This window comes from Dermabacter sp. Marseille-Q3180 (assembly GCF_940792985.1).
Taxonomy (GTDB): Bacteria; Actinomycetota; Actinomycetes; order Actinomycetales; family Dermabacteraceae; genus Dermabacter; species Dermabacter vaginalis.
Map to the genome: position 1 here is coordinate 123,152 of NZ_CALNWU010000003.1, position 20,218 is coordinate 143,369.

At 64.3% G+C, this 20,218-nt stretch carries 19 protein-coding genes and 1 tRNA gene; 14 read left to right on the forward strand and 6 right to left on the reverse strand.

Annotation, left to right across the window (positions count from 1 at the left end; genetic code table 11):
• Positions 1-107 precede the first annotated feature (107 nt).
• The 3 genes from NBW56_RS08430 to NBW56_RS08440 are packed head-to-tail and all read left to right on the forward strand — an operon-like array spanning position 108 to position 3,902.
• Positions 108-1,094, forward strand: coding sequence for an o-succinylbenzoate synthase (locus NBW56_RS08430; protein ID WP_250258841.1), 987 nt, complete (start codon positions 108-110; stop codon positions 1,092-1,094).
• A gap of 9 nt (positions 1,095-1,103) precedes the next feature.
• Positions 1,104-2,768 carry a 2-succinyl-5-enolpyruvyl-6-hydroxy-3-cyclohexene-1-carboxylic-acid synthase gene (gene menD / locus NBW56_RS08435; protein WP_250258842.1) on the forward strand — a complete coding sequence of 555 codons (1,665 nt, stop codon included), beginning with the start codon at positions 1,104-1,106 and terminating at the stop codon, positions 2,766-2,768.
• A gap of 9 nt (positions 2,769-2,777) precedes the next feature.
• Entirely contained in the window at positions 2,778-3,902 is a 1,125-nt protein-coding gene (locus NBW56_RS08440; protein WP_250258843.1) for a S1C family serine protease, read from the forward strand.
• Here the strand turns inward: NBW56_RS08440 and NBW56_RS08445 are convergent.
• Positions 3,883-5,205 carry an isochorismate synthase gene (locus NBW56_RS08445; RefSeq protein WP_250258844.1) on the reverse strand — a complete coding sequence of 441 codons (1,323 nt, stop codon included), beginning with the start codon at positions 5,203-5,205 and terminating at the stop codon, positions 3,883-3,885. The genes NBW56_RS08440 and NBW56_RS08445 overlap by 20 nt on opposite strands.
• A 75-nt stretch (positions 5,206-5,280) precedes the next feature.
• Between NBW56_RS08445 and NBW56_RS08450 the strand changes: the two genes are divergently transcribed.
• Positions 5,281-6,783: a cell division protein PerM gene (locus tag NBW56_RS08450; RefSeq protein ID WP_250258845.1), complete on the forward strand. Its 1,503-nt coding sequence runs from the start codon at positions 5,281-5,283 to the stop codon at positions 6,781-6,783.
• On the opposite strand, the gene NBW56_RS08455 is transcribed toward NBW56_RS08450, so the two are convergent.
• Positions 6,780-7,196 carry a hypothetical protein gene (locus tag NBW56_RS08455; RefSeq protein WP_250258846.1) on the reverse strand — a complete coding sequence of 139 codons (417 nt, stop codon included), beginning with the start codon at positions 7,194-7,196 and terminating at the stop codon, positions 6,780-6,782. The genes NBW56_RS08450 and NBW56_RS08455 overlap by 4 nt on opposite strands.
• A gap of 73 nt (positions 7,197-7,269) precedes the next feature.
• On the opposite strand from NBW56_RS08455, the gene purN reads away from it, so the two are divergent.
• The 3 genes from purN (at position 7,270) to ppk2 (ending at position 10,621) form a co-directional block, all read left to right on the forward strand.
• A complete protein-coding gene (purN, locus tag NBW56_RS08460) occupies positions 7,270-7,845 on the forward strand; it encodes a phosphoribosylglycinamide formyltransferase (protein ID WP_250258847.1) in 576 nt (191 codons plus the stop codon).
• A gap of 65 nt (positions 7,846-7,910) precedes the next feature.
• Positions 7,911-9,521: a bifunctional phosphoribosylaminoimidazolecarboxamide formyltransferase/IMP cyclohydrolase gene (purH, locus tag NBW56_RS08465; protein WP_250258848.1), complete on the forward strand. Its 1,611-nt coding sequence runs from the start codon at positions 7,911-7,913 to the stop codon at positions 9,519-9,521.
• A 149-nt stretch (positions 9,522-9,670) separates the two neighbouring features.
• Entirely contained in the window at positions 9,671-10,621 is a 951-nt protein-coding gene (ppk2, locus tag NBW56_RS08470; protein WP_250258849.1) for a polyphosphate kinase 2, read from the forward strand.
• A gap of 25 nt (positions 10,622-10,646) precedes the next feature.
• On the opposite strand, the gene NBW56_RS08475 is transcribed toward ppk2, so the two are convergent.
• Positions 10,647-12,113 carry an aspartate ammonia-lyase gene (locus tag NBW56_RS08475; protein WP_126847916.1) on the reverse strand — a complete coding sequence of 489 codons (1,467 nt, stop codon included), beginning with the start codon at positions 12,111-12,113 and terminating at the stop codon, positions 10,647-10,649.
• 98 nt (positions 12,114-12,211) lie between these two features.
• Between NBW56_RS08475 and NBW56_RS08480 the strand changes: the two genes are divergently transcribed.
• A complete protein-coding gene (locus tag NBW56_RS08480; RefSeq protein ID WP_065247361.1) occupies positions 12,212-12,499 on the forward strand; it encodes a DUF3017 domain-containing protein in 288 nt (95 codons plus the stop codon).
• Between the two features lie 35 nt (positions 12,500-12,534).
• On the opposite strand, the gene NBW56_RS08485 is transcribed toward NBW56_RS08480, so the two are convergent.
• Positions 12,535-13,191, reverse strand: a complete 657-nt coding sequence (locus NBW56_RS08485) for a carbonic anhydrase (RefSeq protein WP_250258850.1) — start codon at positions 13,189-13,191, stop codon at positions 12,535-12,537.
• Positions 13,192-13,242: 51 nt separating this feature from the next.
• Between NBW56_RS08485 and NBW56_RS08490 the strand changes: the two genes are divergently transcribed.
• Together NBW56_RS08490 and galK are read left to right on the forward strand one after the other, a co-directional pair.
• Positions 13,243-14,805, forward strand: coding sequence for a threonine/serine exporter family protein (locus NBW56_RS08490; protein ID WP_250258851.1), 1,563 nt, complete (start codon positions 13,243-13,245; stop codon positions 14,803-14,805).
• A 10-nt stretch (positions 14,806-14,815) separates the two neighbouring features.
• Entirely contained in the window at positions 14,816-16,015 is a 1,200-nt protein-coding gene (gene galK / locus NBW56_RS08495) for a galactokinase (protein ID WP_150333576.1), read from the forward strand.
• A gap of 6 nt (positions 16,016-16,021) precedes the next feature.
• On the opposite strand, the gene NBW56_RS08500 is transcribed toward galK, so the two are convergent.
• Positions 16,022-17,068: an adenosine deaminase gene (locus tag NBW56_RS08500; RefSeq protein ID WP_250258852.1), complete on the reverse strand. Its 1,047-nt coding sequence runs from the start codon at positions 17,066-17,068 to the stop codon at positions 16,022-16,024.
• Positions 17,069-17,071: 3 nt separating this feature from the next.
• Complete coding sequence (locus NBW56_RS08505) at positions 17,072-18,295, reverse strand: pyridoxal phosphate-dependent aminotransferase (RefSeq protein ID WP_250258853.1); 1,224 nt, start codon at positions 18,293-18,295, stop codon at positions 17,072-17,074.
• Between the two features lie 218 nt (positions 18,296-18,513).
• Here NBW56_RS08505 and NBW56_RS08510 point away from each other — a divergent pair.
• From NBW56_RS08510 to rplK, 4 genes are all read left to right on the forward strand, one after another.
• Positions 18,514-18,586: transfer RNA gene (locus NBW56_RS08510), tRNA-Trp, on the forward strand.
• Between the two features lie 71 nt (positions 18,587-18,657).
• Positions 18,658-18,921, forward strand: coding sequence for a preprotein translocase subunit SecE (gene secE, locus NBW56_RS08515; protein ID WP_126847906.1), 264 nt, complete (start codon positions 18,658-18,660; stop codon positions 18,919-18,921).
• A gap of 28 nt (positions 18,922-18,949) precedes the next feature.
• Positions 18,950-19,705 carry a transcription termination/antitermination protein NusG gene (nusG, locus tag NBW56_RS08520; RefSeq protein ID WP_126847904.1) on the forward strand — a complete coding sequence of 252 codons (756 nt, stop codon included), beginning with the start codon at positions 18,950-18,952 and terminating at the stop codon, positions 19,703-19,705.
• An 81-nt stretch (positions 19,706-19,786) separates the two neighbouring features.
• Positions 19,787-20,218 (forward strand): 50S ribosomal protein L11, encoded by a 432-nt coding sequence (gene rplK, locus NBW56_RS08525; protein ID WP_055089313.1) that lies wholly within the window; start codon positions 19,787-19,789, stop codon positions 20,216-20,218.

A 20,218-nucleotide genomic window follows, 5' to 3' on the forward strand; every position in this document is an offset into this window, starting at 1 on the left:
TTGCATAAGGTTTGTGGGGGTTTTGCCGCGCGCATTACCCCCACAACTTCTATGCAATTCGGTTCTATGCAGTTCGGCTTGGAGACGCCATTTCCCCCACAACTTCTATGCAATTCACGGAGCTGATTGAGCGCATCGAGATCGTGTGCATCCCCATGCGCACGCGCTTTCGCGGCATCGACGTGCGCGAAGCGGCTCTCCTGCGTGGTCCCGAGGGTTGGGGAGAGTTCTCACCATTTCTCGAATACGGACCTGAAGAAGCGTCGGCCTGGCTCGCCGCCGCACTCGAGCAGGCCACACTCCCGTTCCCCGAACCCGCGCGCACGCGCATCCCGATCAACGCGACCATTCCCGTGGTGAGCCCCGAGCGTGCGTACACGCTTGCCCGGTCGTTTGGCGCCACCACCGCGAAGGTGAAGGTGTCCGACGCCTCCTCAGCCCACAGCGATGATCTGGCGCGCGTCGCGGCCGTGCGCGAAGCCCTCGGCGAAGAAGCGCGCATTCGCGTTGACGCCAACGCGGCGTGGGGCGTGCGCGAGGCAGTCGAGAAGATTCGCGAGCTCGACCGCGCGGCTGGTGGCCTCGAGTACGTCGAGCAGCCGTGCGCGAGCGTGCGTGAGCTTGCCGAGGTGCGCCGTGAGGTGCACGTCAAGATCGCCGCGGATGAATCGGTGCGCAAGGCCGAGGATCCCCTTGCCGTGGCACGGGCGAAGGCCGCCGATATCCTCGTGATGAAGGCGCAGCCGCTCGGGGGAGTGCGCCGCGCCCTCGCGCTCGCGGAGCAGGCGGGCCTTCCCGTCGTGGTCTCGAGTGCGCTCGAGACGTCGGTGGGGCTTAGCGCCGGCCTCGCGTTTGCGGCGGCGCTTCCCGATATCAAGCACGCGTGCGGGCTCGGCACGGCGCGGCTTCTGAAGGGCGACGTGACTGAAGCGCCCCTCGTGAGTGAGGACGGCACGCTTCCCGCGGGCCGCGTCGAGGTGAGCGAGGAATTGCTCGAGAAGCATCGCGCCCCCGAGGAACGCACACGTGTATGGCAGGCCAGGATCGCCGAGGCTGCCGAGGTTCTCGAAGCACGCGGGTACTGGCCCCGGTAGGCTTGAGGCATGCGTATTTCCGCCCCGCCCCGCACCGGCTCGGGCGCACTCGAGGCCGCGTCCGTCCTGCTTGAATCACTCATCGCGTGCGGCCTGCGCCACCTCGTACTCGCCCCCGGCTCACGCTCGGCGCCCCTCGCCTACGCGGCGAGTGCACTCGCCGAGAGGGGGGCGGAAGGCTTCGAGGTGCACGTGCGCCATGACGAGCGCGCCGCGGCGTTCACGGCGCTCGGTTTGAGCCGCGCGGGTGAGCTGGCAGCCGTCGGAACCACGAGCGGAACCGCGACCGCGCACCTGCTTGCCGCCGCCATGGAAGCCCACCACAGCGGGATTCCGCTCGTGCTCCTTACGGCAGATCGCCCGGCCGAGCTGCGCGGAACCGGGGCAAATCAAACGACGTACCAGGCAGGGCTCTATGCGCCGTTTGCGGTGATGAGCACGGACCTTCCTGCGCCGGGCGCGCACGACGCAACCGAGAGCGAACTGCGTCTTATGGTCGATACAGCCGCCCGGGCCGCCCACGCCGCGCTGAACGCCCCCGGCCCGGTGCACCTCAACCTTGGTTTCCGCGACCCCCTCGCGGCGACGCACGCACCCGAGCAAGGCTCCGATGCCACTTTCCGCGTCCCTGCACACGCCGGACCCGCGCCACACGCGGGCACGGCTCTCACCACTCTTCCCGCACGCACCGTCATCGTCGCGGGCGACGGTGACGAGTCGGGTCATCGAGCAGCCGCGCTCGCCGCGCGCCTTCGCCTCCCGCTCTTCGCGGAGCCGAGCAGCAACGCGCGCGAGCTGGCTGACACGCTCGTGCCGTGCTACCCGGACGCACTCGCCCGGGTCATGGCGGATTGGGACCACCCCCTTCGCCCCGAAGCCGCGATCGTGTTTGGCCACCCCACGCTCTCGCGCCCCGTGCTTCGCCAATTGCTCGGTGCGAGAGACATGGAGGTCACCGTTGAAAGTGCCCGTCTCGAATGGCCCGATGCCTCGCGCAATGCCTCACGCATCGTGCCCCTGATCGACGTTGAACACTCGAGTCTCGTCGCACAGCAGCAGGGATTCCTCGAGGCGTGGAGGAGTCTTGGCAGCGCCCTCGCGGAGCACAGTAGTGACAATCGAGCCCCGCAGGCCGAGGCCGCGCTCGCGGTGTGGGAGGCCTGCGCGAGCGATCACGCGCCCCTCGTGCTCGGGGCAAGCGCCCTTATCCGCGACCTTGAACGATACGCGGGAGCGAGCCGTGCCCGCGTGCATGCGAATCGCGGGCTCGCGGGGATTGACGGTACCGTCTCCATGGCGAGCGGTATCGCCCTCGCCGCGCGCGAACGCACGCGAGTCTTGCTCGGAGACGTCAGTGCGATACACGACCTCACGGGCTTCGTGATCAGCCCCACCGAGCGTGAACCCGAGCTCGACATTGTGATTGTGGACGATAACGGTGGGCGCATCTTCTCGGGCCTCGAGCATCGTGAGGCGCCCCGAACGGTCCTCGAGCGTTTCTTCACGACGCCACACGGGGTGGATCTCGCCGCGGCGATCGAGGGGCTCGGTGTTCAGGTGGAGCGCTGCGTACCGAGCGACCTCGCTGTGAAGCTGTCGTCTGCCTCACACGGTGCGCGTCGACGGGTCTTTTTTGTGGAAATCGGAAGCGAGTTCTCAGGAAACGGAGCTTAGATCACGCCTATGAAGAAATCACCGTCATGGCTCGCAACCGCCATCCTCGTCATCGTCGGCATGTGCGTGTCGTCGGTCTTTACGATCGGCGCTGCCGCGGGCCTCGGGCTCATGCTGTGGGGAGCGCCGGGTGAAGGATCCGGCAAAAGCCCCCACTCGTCGAACCCGGCAGAGAACGTTGGGCACGGCGGCGACGTTGTGGAGGATTCGTGGGTGGATACCGCGCGCGTGATCTCACCGAGCACGGTCTCGATCCGTGTCGACACCGGCAAGGGTGGTTCTGAGGGCACGGGCATCGTGTATGACGACAAGGGGACGATCGTGACCAACGCCCACGTCGTCGCAGGCGCCATCCTCATTGACGTGACCACCGCGGATGGCCGCACCTTCGACGCGACTTTGATCGGCACCGACGAGAGCACCGACATCGCACTCGTGCGTCTGGTGAAACCACCGAAGGACCTCACGCCGGCGACGTTTGCGGACTCCTCGAAGCTCACGGTTGGGCAGGACGTCATGGCGGTCGGCACGCCGCTCGGCCTCGCGAACACTGCCACGACCGGCATCGTCTCGGCGCTCAATCGCCCGGTCGTTACGCGCCCCGAGCGCAGTGAAAACCAGGATCCTTCGACCGCTTCCTACACCTCGGCGATTCAAACGGATGCCTCCGTCAATCCCGGCAACTCGGGTGGCCCGCTTGTGAATCGCGCGGGTGAGGTCATCGGTATCAATTCCTCGATCGCCTCGAATGCTTCCACGAGTGAGGGCGCGGGAAGTATTGGACTCGGCTTCGCGATCCCCTCGAATACCGTCAGGCTCATCGCAGAGCAGCTCGCGCAGAGCGGGAAGGCGCAGCACGCATTCCTCGGTGTGCGCATCAAGGACGGGGAGGCCGGTACTGGTTCGGCCACGATCAAGGGTGCGCACGTCGTGGAGGTCACGCCGGGGAGTTCCGCGTCGAAGGCGGGTATGACGAACGGTGATCTCGTGACGAAGGTCGATGATGTGCAGATCGGCTCTTCATCGGCGCTCACGGCTTACGTGCGCAGCCTCGAGGTGGGCAGTACCCACGCGTTTACCGTGTATCGCGGCGGCAAGGAGGAGACCGTCAAGGTCACTCTTCAGGGGAACTGAGCGAAGCGAGAGCCCGCACGATCGGGCGTGTTTTTGCGAGTGCCTCGGCGTGCTCGGTGAGTGGATCTGAGTCACTTACGAGCCCGCCGCCCGCTTGCACGGTGAGCGTGGTGCCCTGAACATGGGCCATGCGCAGTGCGATCGCAAGTTCGCCGTCGCCGTCCGCACCGATCCACCCCACGGGGGAGGCATAACCGGCGCGATCAACGCGTTCGAGCCGCGCGATGACCTCGTTAGCAGCCGTGCGCGGCGTTCCGGAGACGGCCGCGGAGGGGTGCAGTGCCCCCGCGATCTCGAGAATCCCGAGCCCGTCAGGTGCGACCCCGCGAATATCGGTCGCAAGGTGCTCGATCCCGGGAAGGTGGAGCACAAAGGGCCCTTCCGATGGTGGCAAGCTCACACCGAGCCTCATGAGCGGCTCGCGGACCGAGCGCGCCGCAAAATCATGCTCGGCACGCTCCTTGGGATCGTTGAGGAAAGCGTGACGTTCTTCGGCACTGAGTTCGTCGTCCCCGCTCACGGGGCGTGAACCGGCGAGCACGCGCGAGAAGACTTTCGGTCCTTCGGTGCGCACGAGCATTTCGGGCGAGGCACCCACAATGTCGTCGAGCGCGAAGGTCCATGCTGTCGGGTAGCGATGATTAAGCTGCGCGGCGAGCGCTGGAACGAGGCAGCTCGCCTCGAGTGTGCCGAGGTCGATCTCAAACCGCTCGGAAAGCACGATTTTCTCGGCGACGCCGTCATCAATCTCCTGCACGGCCTCTTTCACGAGCCCGCGATAGGCCTCGCCGGAATGCGCGGGCTGCATCGCGCGAGGGGTTACCGTCGGAGCTTTCCCGGGGGAGAAAAGTGCGAGGATTTCCTCCGGTTCGGTGAGGGTTTTTCCGACGCTTTCCTCGGAATCACTGCTCACACACGTGACGAAAGCGCGGCCCTCCACGGATCCGAGGAGGTAGCGGGGGATCACGAGGCGCGACGGGCGCGAGGACGCGGGGGAGTAGGAGAACGAGGCAAAAGCTACGAGACCACTGCCGCGGAGATTCGCGAGGTCCTCGACATCGGTGCTGGCCTCAAGGTCGCGAAAGGCGTTCGCGAGAGCGTCGAAGCGATCCGGGCCCGTGGCCTCGAGCCTCGCGGCCTCACCGATGCCGATGAGTCCACCCGATTCGTGAAGCCACAGGGCGCTCGGGGCCTCGGGGATATGGTCGGCGAGAGTCGCGGGGGCGTCGAGCCGGATCGATCGCACAGTAAAACGGGGGCTCTCTTGCGTGGGGCGGGGGGAACTCGTGAATAAGATGGGCATGATGTCCACATTATTGCGCACCGCCGTTTGTTCCCTCGCCCCCGTCGCGGTCTCGTTGACCATGGGAAGCGTGCTGTGAAACGAAACGATGCGACCCCGATCTTCCTTGGCGTGACGGCTGCCGTGATCGCGTTCACGATCAACGTCGCGATCGTCGCGGTACCCGTTCTCGTTGCCCACGGCTTCAACACGCTCACGCAAGCGAGCACGCTCGATGCCGTGATCGTGGCGCTGTGCCTGGTTGTGCTCGGCCACGGGGGAGCGATGTCGTTCACCGGGGTGGGGATCGATGGCACGGCCGTTCTTCCTCCGCTCGGGCTGACTCTCGTATTTGCGCTTGTGTGCGGCACAACGATGCTGCGAACGGGGCGGTCAATGACGCTCACGGAGCCGTCGGGCGCCCTCAAGCGGGGTGCGCTTACGGCGCTCGGGCTTATCCTCGCGGGCTTCGGTATTTCCTATGCCCTCATGGCGACCGTCTCCTCCCTGCTCGCCCGAACACCGGGGGTGCAGCCGGTGACCGTGAGTGCGGGCGTGAGTGCCCTTGCCCTTGCTGTGATCGCGGGGGCCGCGGGCCTCATGGCCTCTCTCGTGCGCCGCTCGAGTGATTCCGCGCCGCGGGTGGGTCTGCTCGCTCTCGTGAGCGAGCAATACGCCGCGGCGTTGCGGTCGATCGGCGTGCTGGTGCTCGGTCTTTTTGGGGGCACAGCGGTAGCGCTCACGGTGTGGATGGTGATCCGACGTGACGCGATGCTCTCCGTGCATCGCGGGCTCGAGCCTGACCTTTTCGGCACGGTTGCGCTCGTTCTCGCGGCTCTCGCCTTTTTCCCCACCATGCTCGTATGGGCTGCGGCCTTCGTGTGTGCGGGGACGGTCACGGTAGGTTCGAACACGCACGTGTCCTTTGAAGGGTCGCTCACGGGGGTGCTCCCCGCATTTCCCATCCTTGGCGCCCTCCCCGAACCCGGCCGCTTTTCGCCGTGGGTGTGGGCCTTCATTGCGATCCCCGCGCTCTCCTCGATCGGGGCGTCGGTGTTCCTGGCTATGCGCACCCGTCACTTCGACGTGCGCGCAAGGGTGGTCGCGTGGCTCACCTATGCGGTCGGTTCGCTCCTCGCACTCACGGTGATCTTCACGCTCGGAAGTGGGAGTATCGGCACGGCGCAGCTCTCGCACGTGGGCCCGCAGTTCACGTCACTGATGCTCCCCGTGGCGCTCCTCGTACTCGTGCCGGCAGCCCTCATCGCAGGATGGAGCCAAACCGGTCTCGATTCGTGGGTGTTTGGGAAGGCGCGCGCGGGCCGTGCATACGTGAGCGAGCGAACCGCGTCACTACGCGCACGTGTCGAAAAGGCCGAGGGCAAAGCGGCAGAGGCCGAACTCGGCGATGACGACTCACGCGCGAGCGAACGCGTTTTAGAGCAGACCGAGGCTGAGCACAGCGATGCTGTAGCTGCCGAGGAAGCCGAGCCTGACGAGCCAGCCGACGCCACCGCGTTGGAGGGTGGATCCGAGGCTCCGCTCAGTGACGATCACGAGCAAGAGAACGCGCCCGCTCCCACGCGCGATTCAGACTAGAACGGCAGCCACTCGAGGATCGCGCCCGGCAGATCCTTGCCGCATGACGAGACGGCCGAATTCGTGAGCGCCGAATCAAGGCACTCCTGGTACTGGGTCATCGGCCCATAGAACACGAGCGATAAGAGCGCAAGGCCGATCACGACGATCGAGGCAGGGATCCCGAACGCCGCTGTGACGCTCGCCGAACGCCGCGCGGGGGTTGGCCACGCGATCACCATGAGCCGCACGAGGAACACGAGGGCGCCGATGCCCGCGAGGCCCGCGATGAGACTGAACGGCAGGGGAAGGAGCGTTGCACCCCACGCGACAATCATGCACATCGCGGCAGAAAGCAAAGTGCGGCTGAAGGCTTTCTGGCGTTCCGGCGAGAAGGCGGGCTGGTCCTGAGGGGGGCGTGGTTCGGAAGTCACGGATCCCATTGTGCCGCATAGCCGCCGCGTGGTCGTAAGCGCACGGGTGCTTCGTGCCCGCTACTGTGGGATCATGAACGATTTCACGTGCGTTGTGTTCATTTCGGGAACGGGGAGCAACCTCCGCGCCATCCTTGAGGCGATTGACTCCGGTGCGCTCGCGGGGGTGCGGGTCGCGGCGGTGGTCGCGGACCTCGATGCGCCGGGCCTTGCCTTCGCACGCGAGCGAGACATTCCTACGCACATCGTTGCGCTCGCTGATTACGACTCGCGCGAGGACTGGGACCGTGCCCTCGCCGAATGCACGGGTCGGTATGCGCCGGATCTCGTTGTTCTCGCGGGCTTCATGCGGCTGCTCGGCTCGCCCATGCTCGAAGCCTTCGGCGGGCGCATGATCAACACCCACCCCGCGCTCTTGCCGGCCTTCCCTGGTGCCCACGGCGTGCGCGATGCCCTCGACTACGGCGTGAAGGTCACGGGGGCGACCGTGATCGAGATCGATGAAGGTGTGGACACGGGCGCGATTATTGACCAGCGGGCCCTGACCGTGCAGGAAGGTGAGAGCGAAGAAGCCCTGCACGAGAGGATCAAGGCCATCGAGCGCGAAATGCTCGTTGACGTGATCGCGCAGCGCGCTCGGAAGCAGTAGCTCACCTGCCCGCTCGCCGTCACGCCACGTTCACCTGAACGCGATAGGTTTAAAGGGCATACCGCATGAGTATTGACGACGAAGGAGCCTCCCGCATGTCCCAGCGTGCTGTTACGCGCGCCCTGGTCTCCGTGTACGACAAGACCGGGCTGACCGAACTCGCGACCACTCTCCACAAGGGTGGCGTTGAAATCGTCTCAACCGGATCCACGGCGAAGGCGATCGCGGAGGCAGGGATTCCCGTGACCGCCGTCGAAAGCGTGACCGGCTTCCCCGAGATCCTTGACGGGCGCGTTAAGACTCTCCACCCCAAGGTTCACGGCGGTCTCCTCGCCGACCGTGACAAACCGGCGCACGTTGAGGCGCTCGAGGAGCACGAGATCGCTCCGATCGACCTTCTCGTGTGCAACCTTTACCCGTTCGAAGAGACCGTCGCGAGCGGTGCGTCCTTCGAGGACATCGTCGAGAAGATCGACATCGGCGGCCCCGCGATGGTGCGCAGTGCTGCGAAGAACTTCAGCTCGTGCGCCGTCATCACCAGCACCGAACAGTACGACCTCGTGGAAGGGGCGCTCGCAAGCGGCGGCTTCACACGCGAAGAGCGCCTCGTACTCGCCGCCGACGCCTTCTCGCGAATCGCCGAATACGACGCCGCGATTGAAGAATGGATGGCGGATCGCGCCGACGAAACGCTCGGCATCGATCCGCAAGAACAGGACCTCACGCCACTGCGTTACGGCGAAAACTCCCACCAGCAGGCATTCCTTGACGCGAGCCGTTCGCTGTTCGAGGACTCCACGACCCTTGCCGAAGCCGAGCTGCTGAACGGCAAGGCCATGAGCTACAACAACTACGTTGACGCCGACGCCGCTCTGCGCGCTGCCTTCGACCACCCCGAGCCATGCGTGGCGATCATCAAGCACAACAACCCGTGCGGAATCGCGATCACGCCCGAAGCAAGCGACGTCGCCGAGGCGTACACCAAGGCCCACGCGACCGACCCCGTCTCGGCTTTTGGCGGCGTGATTGCCGTGAACCGCCCGGTGAGCCTCGACATGGCAAAACGCGTGACCCAGGTGTTCACGGAGGTCGTCGTCGCCCCCGGTTACGAAGACGGCGCTCTCGACGTACTTAAGGCAAAGAAAAACCTGCGCATTCTCGAAATTTCGGGCGCGCCGCGCACCGATTCCTCTCTCGAAGGTCGCGAGATCTGGGGAGGCGTGCTCTACCAGGAGCCCGACCGGTACCAGGCGCCCGGTGACGACCCCGAGAATTGGGAACTCGTGTGCGGCGAGCAGGCGTCGGAAGAAACCCTCGCGGACCTTGCCTTCGCGTGGCGAGCCGTGCGCGCACCCCGATCGAACGCGATTCTGCTCGCGAAGAACGGCGCCGCCGTAGGCGTTGGGATGGGGCAGGTCAACCGCGTGGATGCGTGCCGCCTTGCGGTTGAACGCGCCAACACCCTCGGCGAGGACGGCGAGGAACGTGCGCGCGGCGCGGTGGCGGCTTCCGACGCCTTCTTCCCCTTCGCTGATGGGCCCGAACAGCTCATCGCTGCCGGTATCACGGCCATCGTGCAACCCGGCGGCTCCATTCGCGATAGGGAGGTGATCGACGCGTGCCAGAAAGCAGGAATCACGATGTACACGACGGGCACTCGCCACTTCGCGCACTGATCGCTTTCGTCAAACGAATCTTTGGAAAGCGACCCGAAGCCGAGCAAGCGTCGGCCCCTACCCCGAACCCCGAACCGGGGCCCGCACCTGCCCCACCCGAATCCACTCATGAGGATCCAACCCCCACCCCCACGAGCGAAAGACCAGCGATGAAAAAAAGCAAAAAGGGCACCGTTCCTGAACTCGACCTCAACGGCGAGCTTCCCCACAGCAGCAACCTGCGCGAATTTATCGAACACTTGCGCGAGCTCGGCTACACGGTTGCGGACGGACACTCGCCCGACCCCGACCTGATCGACCCGTACGGCAACCCCGTGTACACGTGGCAGGAGGGCTACCCGTATCCCACGCGTATGGCGCGCGAAGAATACGAACGTGAGAAGTACTACCTCCAAGTCGAGCTGCTCAAGCTCCAGTACTGGCTCGAGGATGCGAAGAAAAAGGCCATCATCATCTTCGAGGGGCGCGACGCAGCCGGTAAAGGTGGCACGATCAAGCGCTTCACCGAGCATCTCAATCCGCGCATGGCGCGCGTGGTTGCGCTCAATAAGCCCACCGAGCGCGAGAAGGGCCAGTGGTATTTCCAGCGCTACGTCGAGCACCTCCCAACCGACGGTGAAATGGTGCTTTTCGACCGCTCCTGGTACAACCGCGCGGGTGTCGAGCGCGTGATGGGATTCGCGAGCGACGAAGAGTATGAAACCTTCATGACGCAGGTGCCGCATTTTGAGCGCATGCTTGTGGATTCCGGCATTCACGTGACGAAGTTCTGGTTCTCCGTGTCGCAGAAGGAACAGCGCACGCGCTTCGCCATTCGTCAGCTCGACCCGGTTCGTCAGTGGAAGCTTTCGCCCATGGACCTCGAGTCTCTCGATCGCTGGGAGGCGTACGGTGCGGCGAAAGAAGAAATGTTCCGCCGCACCGATAAAAAGTACGCGCCGTGGACGATCATTCGCTCAAACGATAAGAAGCGTGCCCGCCTCAATGCGATGAAGTTTTTCCTCTCGCAGTTCGAGTATGAGGGGAAGGACCACGAGGTCGTTGGTACTCCCGATCCGCTGCTCGTGATGCGCGGCAAGAACGAAGAAGCAAACGAATAGCTCGCTACGCGGAGGGCGGCCCGAGCTAGAGCTCGAGGTCGTCCTCGGCGATGGGATCAGAGCTGTCGAGCGCGGGGATTGCCCCCGTGGCGGTTGCCCGGTACGGCTGGGTCATGCGCGCCGGCGTGAGAATCTCATCGAGGTGCCCCTCGCTCACAAGGCCCCTCTCGAGCACGATTTCACGCACCGATTTACCCGTGTGAAGGGCTTGCGAAGCAATATCTGAGGACGCCGCATAGCCGATCACGGGCACGAGCGCCGTGACAATACCGATCGAACGCTCGAGGTTGCCCGCGAGCACGTCCTCGTTGACCGTGATGCCTTCGATGCAGCGCTCGGTCAGGGTACGCATCGCGCGCGTCATGATGCGCGTCGAGTTGAGGATGTTGTAGGCAATCACGGGCTCGAACGCGTTGAGCTGGAGTTGTCCGCCTTCGGCGGCGAGCGTCACCGTGAGGTCGTTGCCGATCACTTGAAAAGCGACCTGGTTGACCACTTCGGGGATCACGGGGTTGACCTTCCCCGGCATGATCGAACTTCCCGGCTGGACGGCGGGAAGGTTGATTTCGTTGAAACCCGCGCGCGGACCCGAGGAGAGAAGGCGCAGGTCATTACAGATCTTTGAGATCTTGACCGCGATGCGCTTCAGCACGCTCGAGAAGGTCACAAACGCGCCCGTGTCGCTCGTGGCCTCGACGAGGTCGGCCGCGAGGGTGAATTCCTTGCCCGTGATGCGGGTGAGTTCCTCAACGACGAGCGAGGCATACTTCGGGTCGGTCGTGATGCCCGTACCGATCGCGGTCGCGCCCATATTGATTTCGCGGAAGAAGCGTGCGGTACGCGTGAGCCTCTCGACATCCTCACTCATGGTCGTCGCCCACGCGTGAAACTCCTGCCCCACGGTCATGGGCACCGCGTCCTGCATTTGTGTGCGGCCCATCTTGAGCACGTGGTCGAACTCTTCGCCTTTCGCGCTCAGCGCATCGATGAGGCCTTGCATCGCATCGGCGAGATCGGGAAAGCTCAGCAGGATCGCAAGCCGCACCGCGGTGGGATAGACGTCATTGGTGGATTGGCCGAAGTTCACGTCGTTGTTGGGGTGGAGGTACTCGTACTCGCCGCGCGCGTGCCCGAGGATTTCGAGACCGCGGTTCGCGATGACCTCGTTGGCGTTCATGTTCGTGCTCGTGCCCGCACCGCCCTGGATGAGGTCGACCACGAAATGCTCGTGATGCTCGCCATTTTCGATCTCCGTGCAGGCCTTCGCGATCGCGTCTGCCTTGGCTTTCTCGAGTCCGCCGAGACGCTGGTTGGAACGTGCTGCCGCGTGCTTGACGTAGGCGAGTGCCCTGACGAGCGACGGGAAATGGTGGAGGCGGAAGTCCGAGATCCGGAAGTTTTCGAGGGCCCTGAGGGTCTGAACGCCGTAAAGGGCGTCGGCGGGAACTTCGCGGTCTCCGAGCAGGTCGTGCTCGATGCGCACGTCGGTCATGTGATGGTTCACGTCCTTGTGGTGAGGCAGGCGGTACTGCGTGGTGCCGCGATCAATGCGGTATCTCTAGCCTAACCACGTCGGGCTACCATGGAGGCGTGAATCGATCGCCCTATTCCCTTGGCGCTGCCGTGTATCGCCAGCGGCTTTTGCTTGTGACGCTGGGGTTTGTCTTTTTTGTGGTGCTCCCGATCGGGCTTATTTTTTCTGTCCCGACCGCCGGATACATGCTCTCGGCGCTGCTCTTCGCTCTCGCGGCCGTGCGACTCTTCCTCCCCGTGGAGGCGCTCGGCGCGCTCGTGGTGAGGCGCCGCTCGGTTGATGTCGCGACGATTCTTCTCCTCGCGGTCCTCATTTTTGTGCTCGCCTCGAGCCCTGGGCTTTAACCGGACTACGCGGCCCCGACCCGGCGGCCCCGGTGTCAATTTTCGGTACCGCTGAAGGTGACTCGTCCCGTTTCGAGGTCGTAAATAGCGTGGGCGAGTTCAAGGTCGCCGGCCTCGTGCGCGGCACGAATGAGAGGCGAGCGCGCACAGACCTCCGCCCTCGCTGCCGCGGTATTTCGGGCGGCCTGGGTCATGGGTCGAGGGGCATCGGTGAGGGCAGGAGTTTTGAGGTGAGTCTCGCCAGAGCCGGCCCCCAAACGCCGTGAAATCTGCTCGGCGAGCGCATTGAGGTGCCCCGGAAGGAGAACGAGGGGCGCTCCCGATGCTCGCTGAGCCATGAGGGATTCGGCCGCGGCCACGGCCCCGCAGCCCTCGTGACCGAGCACGAGGATCAGGGGAACCGAAAGCTCGTGAACGGCAAACTCAAGGGAAGCAAGCACCGCATTCTCAACCATTTGCCCGGCCGAACGAACGACGAACAGGTCGCCGAGGCCGCAATCGAACACGATCTCGGGAGGCACGCGCGAATCGGCGCACGAGAAGACCGCCGCGAACGGCGCCTGGCCCGAGGACACACCGAGACGCCGATCCTCATCGCTGTGGGGGTGACGGGTCGTACCGCTAGCGAATCGGGCGTTGCCTTCGCTCAGGCGTGCGAGCGATTCGTGCGCGTGGATTGCGGTGTGTGCCATTCGTTGATCCTTTCCGTGCGCGGCCCGCCGGCCGTGTGCCACGATGGTGGGGTGAGCACTTCCCTGACCCGCCTGCACCAGGTATTCGAACTCGCCATGCGTATCGGTGAGGTCATGATTTCGAACGGTGCCGCAGCGGCCGACGTGACCGCGACAATGCTACGCGTCACCGCGTCTTCTGGCATCCGCAACGTGTCGGTGCAAACGACTCTGACGGAAGTCTCAGTGTCCTATTATCAGGACACGCAATCGGCGCCGTTTACACGCATTCGCACCGCGGGCGGTTACACCTACGACTTCACGAAGCTTGATCGGGTCGACCAGATCACGAGCAAGTACGTGAAGGGTGAGATGGGCCTTCACGAAGCACTCCTTGCCGTCGATCGTGTGCGCTCGATGAAACGGTTCTATGGCCCGATCGTGACGACGCTCGCATGGATCCTCATGGGTGGTGCATGCGCGATGTTCTTCGGCGCAGGCATTCTCGTGACGGTCTTCGCGGCCCTCGCCGCGGGCGTGCTGTGGCAGGTGTACATTCTTTTCGACAAGATGCGCTTTCCGGTGTTCTACGCCCAGATCGCGGGCGGGTTCATCGTCGTGCTCATCTCGCTCATCGTGAATAGGCTCGACCCCACGGCAAACTCCTCCCTCGTGGTGGTCGCGTGCCTGGTCATGGTGCTCGCGGGTTCGACGTCGGTAGGCGCGATGCAGGACGCGATCACGGGGTGGTACGTCACGGCCGCGGGGCGCTTGCTCGAGACGTTCATGCTCACGGTCGGTGCCGTGATCGGCATCCGTGGCGGCATGCTCGTTGCCGACTGGGTTGGGGCAGATATTTCGATTACGTCGACGGTGCCGGCGACGCTTATTTCCACCTTGCTCGTGGCGATCGCGGGGGCGTTCATCGGGCTCGGCTATGCGGTGGGTTTTCAGGTACCGCCGCGCCTTTTGCACTGGGTGACACTCCTGCCGGGCTTTACCGCGACTTCGGCGTTTGTGATCGAAGTTGCGGGGCTTGAACGGGCGTGGGCGACGGGAATCACCGCGTTCTTCGTTGGCGTTTTCGCGGTGGCGATCTCGCAGCACGCGAAAGCGTACGTCAATATCCTCATTGCCCCCGCGATTATCACGATGGTGCCGGGATCCGTGATTTACCGCGGTCTTCTTGGCTTCAGCGACGGCAGCAACACGGGTGCGAGCTATCTGTTGCTCGCGTGTGAGATCGCGATCGCGATCTCGGCGGGCGTGATTCTTGGCGAGCTCGTCGCGAGCCATGTCGTCACACTCCTTGCGAGTGGGCGTGTGCGCGTGCCCACTATTTCGCAGCCGTTCGGCACGAATCGTCACCGCCGTATGGTGACCTTCAGGCGCCGTCGTAAACCTGGCGCTCTCACGACCGCGATTCCCGTCGTCCACCTCGATCCGGACGAGCTCGACCCCACGATCGATATCGAGGCCGGTCCTGACTGGCGCGAGGATCTTGAGAACCTCCAGCCGGACACGCGCGAATCGGGATTCGAAATCGTGGAGATGGCCCCCGAAGACATCGAGATGCCGGCGATCCGCGCCGATGAAAGCGCAGACAGGGACGCACAATCTTCCGAGCCCCTCTAAACTTGTGGGTATGACTGAGTTGCATGCTGCTCCCCACGACGCCGATGCCATCGAGAAGGTTTCCCGCGAATTTAGGGAGGCTTTCGGCAGCGAACCGGAGGGTGTGTTTTCGGCCCCCGGCCGCGTGAACATCATCGGCGAACACGTGGACTACCAGCAGGGCCTGTGTGTGCCCATGGCAATCTCGCACCGCTGTTTCGTTGCCGCGCGCCGCACTGATGCGGGCGTCGTGCGGATGCGTTCGGTGCAGTCCGGCGAGACGGTCGAGGCTTCCGCTCCGGGGCTGGCCCCCGGCGCGGTGGACGGTTGGGCTTCTTATGTGGCGGGCGTCGTGTGGGCGCTCGCGGACCGCTTTGAAGGGGGAGTCGCGAGCGGTGTCGATCTGCTGATTGACGGCTACGTTCCGCTCGGCGCGGGGCTCAGTTCGAGCGCGGCCCTCGAATGTGCGGTTGCAGCGGCGATTGAGGAACTGTGCAAACTCGGCACCACGCCGCACGAACGGATCCGTGCGGCGATCAAGGCGGAAACGGAATTCGCAGGAGCGGCCACGGGCGGGCTCGATCAGTCCGCGTCAATCCTGTGCGAGGAGGGCCACGCAATTCTTCTCGACTGCCGGGATTTTTCGACGACGTCCGTTCCTTGGGACCTCGCCGGTCAGGGTCTCGCGTTGCTCATCATTGACACGCGTGCCCCGCACAGCCTCGTGGGTGGCGAGTATGCGGAGCGCAGGGCGCAGGCCGAAGCGGGGGCGCGTGCGCTGGGCGTGGAAAGCTTGCGGGATGTCCCGTTCGAGGGGGCTTCCGACGCTTGCCGTGGCATCACCGATCCCGTGGTCCAAAGGCGCAGCAGGCACATCATCAATGAGATCGAGCGCGTGCGCGAGTTCGCCGAGATTCTTGAGACGGGCTCGATTCGCGAGGGCCTTGCACGCATTGCTGAGCTGCTCAATGCTTCGCACGACTCCCTTCGCGACGACTACGAGGTGACCGTCCCGGAGCTCGATGTCGCGGTGGAGGCGGCACGCGAAGCAGGTGCCCACGGCGCGCGTATGACGGGCGGCGGTTTCGGCGGAAGCGTGATCGCGCTTGTGGAGGCGGACCGCGTTGAGACCGTGGCGGGCGCGGTGGAGAGCGCCTTCGCCGAGCATTCCTTTACCGAACCGGTGTTCTTCCTCGCGACGCCGAGCCGCGGCGCCGGACGCGACCGCTAGGAGTCTTTAGCCTTCGCCCTCGTACCAGGCGTTCACGCGTGCGAGCTGCGCGTGCTTCTCCGTCTCGCTCATGCGCGATGCGCGGATGGATCCCGCGGCGAGATCCGCGATCTCTCGATCGGTCATGCCCATCGCGCGAACGGCTTCGTATTGCGCGAGCAGTCGTGAGCCAAAGAGGAGCGGGTCGTCGGCGCTAAGCGCAATCGTTGCGCCGTTCCGTGCCAATTGCGGCACGGGCACGTCGCCGATATCGCGGTAGACGCCGAGGGACACATTTGATGCCGGGCACACTTCGAGCGCAATATCGCGTTCGACGAGTGTCTCGAGCAGGCGGGGGTCTTCGATCGAGCGTACGCCGTGGCCGAGACGCGTGGGCTCGAGCGAGTCGACAACCTCGTGAATGTGGGGCGGGCCGAGGAGTTCGCCACCGTGGGGCACCGACGCGAGACCGCCGTGGCGGGCAATCCGAAAAGCCGCCGCAAAAGAGCTCGTGTCGCCGCGTCGCTCATCGTTGGAGAGACCAAAGCCCATCACGGTGCCCGCGTACTGCACGGCGAGGCGCGCGAGAATACGCGCATCGAGGGGGTGGCGCATTCGGCTCGCCGCAACGATGATTCCCATGGAGATGCCAAGATCGCGCTCGATGGCGCACGCTTCGTCCACGATAATCTCGATCGCGGGGGTGAGGCCGCCTACGAACGGGGCGTAACTCGTGGGGTCGATCTGGAGCTCGAGTCTCACCGAGCCCTCGGCGAGATCGTCTTCGGCCGCTTCGCGCAAGAGGCGGCGCATGATGGTCTCCGAGTTGACGACCTTGCGCGCCGCATCGTAGAAGCGCTGAAAGCGGAACCAGCCGCGCGCGCTCGGCTCGACCTTGAGCGCCGTTTGCTCCGCGAGGGTGCGCGGGAGCCGCAGGTTTTGCGCCGCGGCGAGCTCCTGAAGCGTGTCGTGGCGCATCGATCCCGTGAAGTGCAGGTGCAAATGCGCCTTGGGGAGGGTGCGCAGGTCACGCTCACCTTCGCGGCGGGGGGCGTGAGTGCCGACGTTAGCCATGGCCTAGCCAAGCACTTTCTGAAGTCGGGACACGCCTTCCGCCAAGTCGGCGTCGGAAAGCGCGTAACTGAGGCGGAGGTGACCCGGTGCATCGAACGCTTCCCCGGGTACGAGCGCTACTTTCGCGCGCTCGAGGATGAGGGAGGCGAGTTCGGCGGAGCTTTCGACCCGCACCCCGGCGATTTCGCGGCCGAGGAGCCCTGTGACATCGGGGAAGGCGTAGAACGCGCCGCGCGGGGTGGGGAGTGAGAGGCCGTCAATCTCCCGGAGCATGTCGCACATGGTGCGGCGTCGGCGATCGAATGCGGCTCGCATGTCATCGAGCGGTTCGGTGGGGCCTGTGAGGGCGGCGATCGCGGCCCGCTGCGCGATGTTGTTGACGTTCGAGGTCAAGTGGCTTTGAAGCCGTGCAACGCCTTTCGCAATGTCAAGGGGAGCGATGAGCCAGCCCACGCGCCAGCCCGTCATGGCAAACGTCTTTGCCACGCCGTTGAGGAGCACCGTGCGGTTCTCGAGTTCGGGGACGAGATCGAGGATCGAGTGGAACTGGGCACCGTCATACGTGAGGTGCTGGTAGATCTCGTCGGAGAGCACCCACAGATCGTTCTCGAGGGCCCAGCGGCCGAATTCCTCCACCTGGTGTCGCTCCATGATCGCGCCCGTGGGGTTCGAGGGCGAGCACAGAAGTACCACCTTGGTGCGGGGCGTGCGCGCCGCCTCAAGTTGTTCGACCTCGGGAATGTATCCCTGATCGGCGCCAGCGCGAACCGTCACGGGAACACCTCCCGCAAGGCGGATCGCCTCGGGGTAGGTCGTCCAATACGGCGCGGGCAGGAGGACTTCGTCGCCCGGATCGAGGAGCGCGGCAAAGGCCTCGTAAACGGCTTGCTTGCCGCCGTTTGTGACGACGATTCGCGAGGGTTCGACGTCGAGGTTGTCGGCCTCGGAGGTTGCGCGCGCGATCGCTTCCTTAAGTTCGGGAAGACCCGTCGCGGGGGAGTAGCGGTGATTTCTGGGGTCGCGTGCCGCGGCGATGGCAGCTTCGACGATGTGGTCGGGCGTCGGGAAGTCTGGCTCTCCGGCGCCGAAGCCGATCACGTCCTCTCCGCTTGCGGCGAGTGCCTTCGCCTTCGCGTCAACGGCGAGGGTTGCCGACTCGGCGATCGATGCGAGACGCGCAGAAAGGCGCCGTTCGTGCTGTGCGGGGGTGGAGAGATCGAGGCTCATAGCTTCGATCTTGTCAGAAAAACCATGGCGTCGCGTGAAACTGCCACGTGGGAAGCGTAAAGCAGGGCGAAGGTAGACCGTGAGCGAAGGCATGCAAGCCGAGTGCGTCACACAATCGCTCTGAGAACGCCTGCGACTAGACCTGGGCGAAGGATTCGCCTATGATCGTATCTGGCCCTTTTGAGGGCTTCGCTCCTCGGGCAGTGCTCGTGAAGCACAGGGCAGTGGCGCAATTGGTAGCGCAACGGTCTCCAAAACCGTAGGTTGCAGGTTCGAGTCCTGTCTGCCCTGCTTTTTCTTTAAGCGGAAATCCCCAGCGCCGGATCGCCACGTCGCCGACGTGGAGATGGAGAAGGAAAACGATGAGCGTTCACCCCGAGACCGATCCCACTCGTGGCGACTTCGAGCAAGAGTCGAATATTGGCACGAAGAACCCGTTTAAGGCGTGCTGGATTTTCCTTCAGCAGGTCTTCGCCGAACTGCGCAAGGTCGTCACGCCAACCGGCCGTGAGATGGTCACGTACACGATCGCGGTGGTGGCTTTCGTTGTGTGCATGATCCTTCTTGTGTTCGGCATGGACTTCGTGTTCGGTTCGCTCGCGCGCACGCTCTTCACTGCGCACTGAAAATCTTAAGAGTAAGGAAACGAAACTCGTGGCAGAAGACATGAACGACGACCTCGCAAACGAGGCGCTCGAGACCGCCCCGGAAACGACTGAGGCCCCGGAGAGCACCGAGGCTCCTGAAAGCGCTGATGCGACTGAGGGCACCGAGGCCCCCGTTGTGCTTGACGCGGACTCTGAAACCACAGTCGAAGACCCGGTCGTGGCACTCAAGCGTCACCTGCGTTCCGCCCCCGGTGAGTGGTACGTCATCCACTCGTACTCGGGGCACGAAAACCGCGTCAAGACCCAGCTGCTCACCCGCACCGAAACTCAGGACATGGAGGACTACATTTTCCAGGTCGAGGTGCCCATGGAGGATGCGACCGAGATCAAGAATGGCCAAAAGAAGGTCGTTCGCCGCGTGCGCATCCCCGGCTACGTGTACGTACGCATGGACCTCACCGAAGCCTCGTGGCGCGTGGTGCGTGACACCCCCGGCGTGACCGGCTTTGTGGGAAACAGCACCGATCCTGTACCTCTCTCGTTCGATGAGATTTACTCTCTGTTGGCGCCGTCGGTCAACCTGCCCGAGAAGAAGAAGTCCTCTTCGTCGAAGGCCAAGGAAAAGGCCGTTCCGGCGTTCGAGGTGGGCGAGTCCGTCACCGTGATGGACGGCCCCTTCGAGACGATGCCCGCGACCATCGCGGACATCGACGACACCAACCAGAAACTTCGGGTTCTCGTGTCGATTTTCGGCCGCGAGACCCCGCTCGAGTTGGGCTTCGAGCAGGTCGCCAAGATCTGAAAATGCCTACCCGCACTCGCGGGACCGTAGTGGGAGGGTGTCGAACGGCATCCGCCCGAACCACGACAAGAAGGAAGAGCAATGGCTCCCAAGAAAAAGGTCGCGAGCATTATCAAGCTCCAGATCCAGGCCGGACAGGCAACGCCTGCCCCGCCGATCGGCCCGGCACTCGGTGCCGCCGGTGTGAACATCGTTGAGTTCACCAAGGCCTACAACGCCGCCACCGAAAGCCAGCGCGGCAACATCATCCCGGTTGAGATCACCGTGTACGAGGATCGCTCGTTCACGTTCATCACGAAGACGCCGCCCGCTGCACGCCTCCTCCTCAAGGCAGCTGGCCTTGATAAGGGTTCGCCCGTGCCCCACACCCAGAAGGTGGGCAAGGTGACCATGGAGCAGGTCAAGGAGATCGCGCAGACCAAGATGCCCGATCTCAACGCAAACGATATTGACGCCGCCGCGAAGATCGTGGCTGGAACCGCGCGTTCCATGGGCATCACGGTGGAGGGCTGA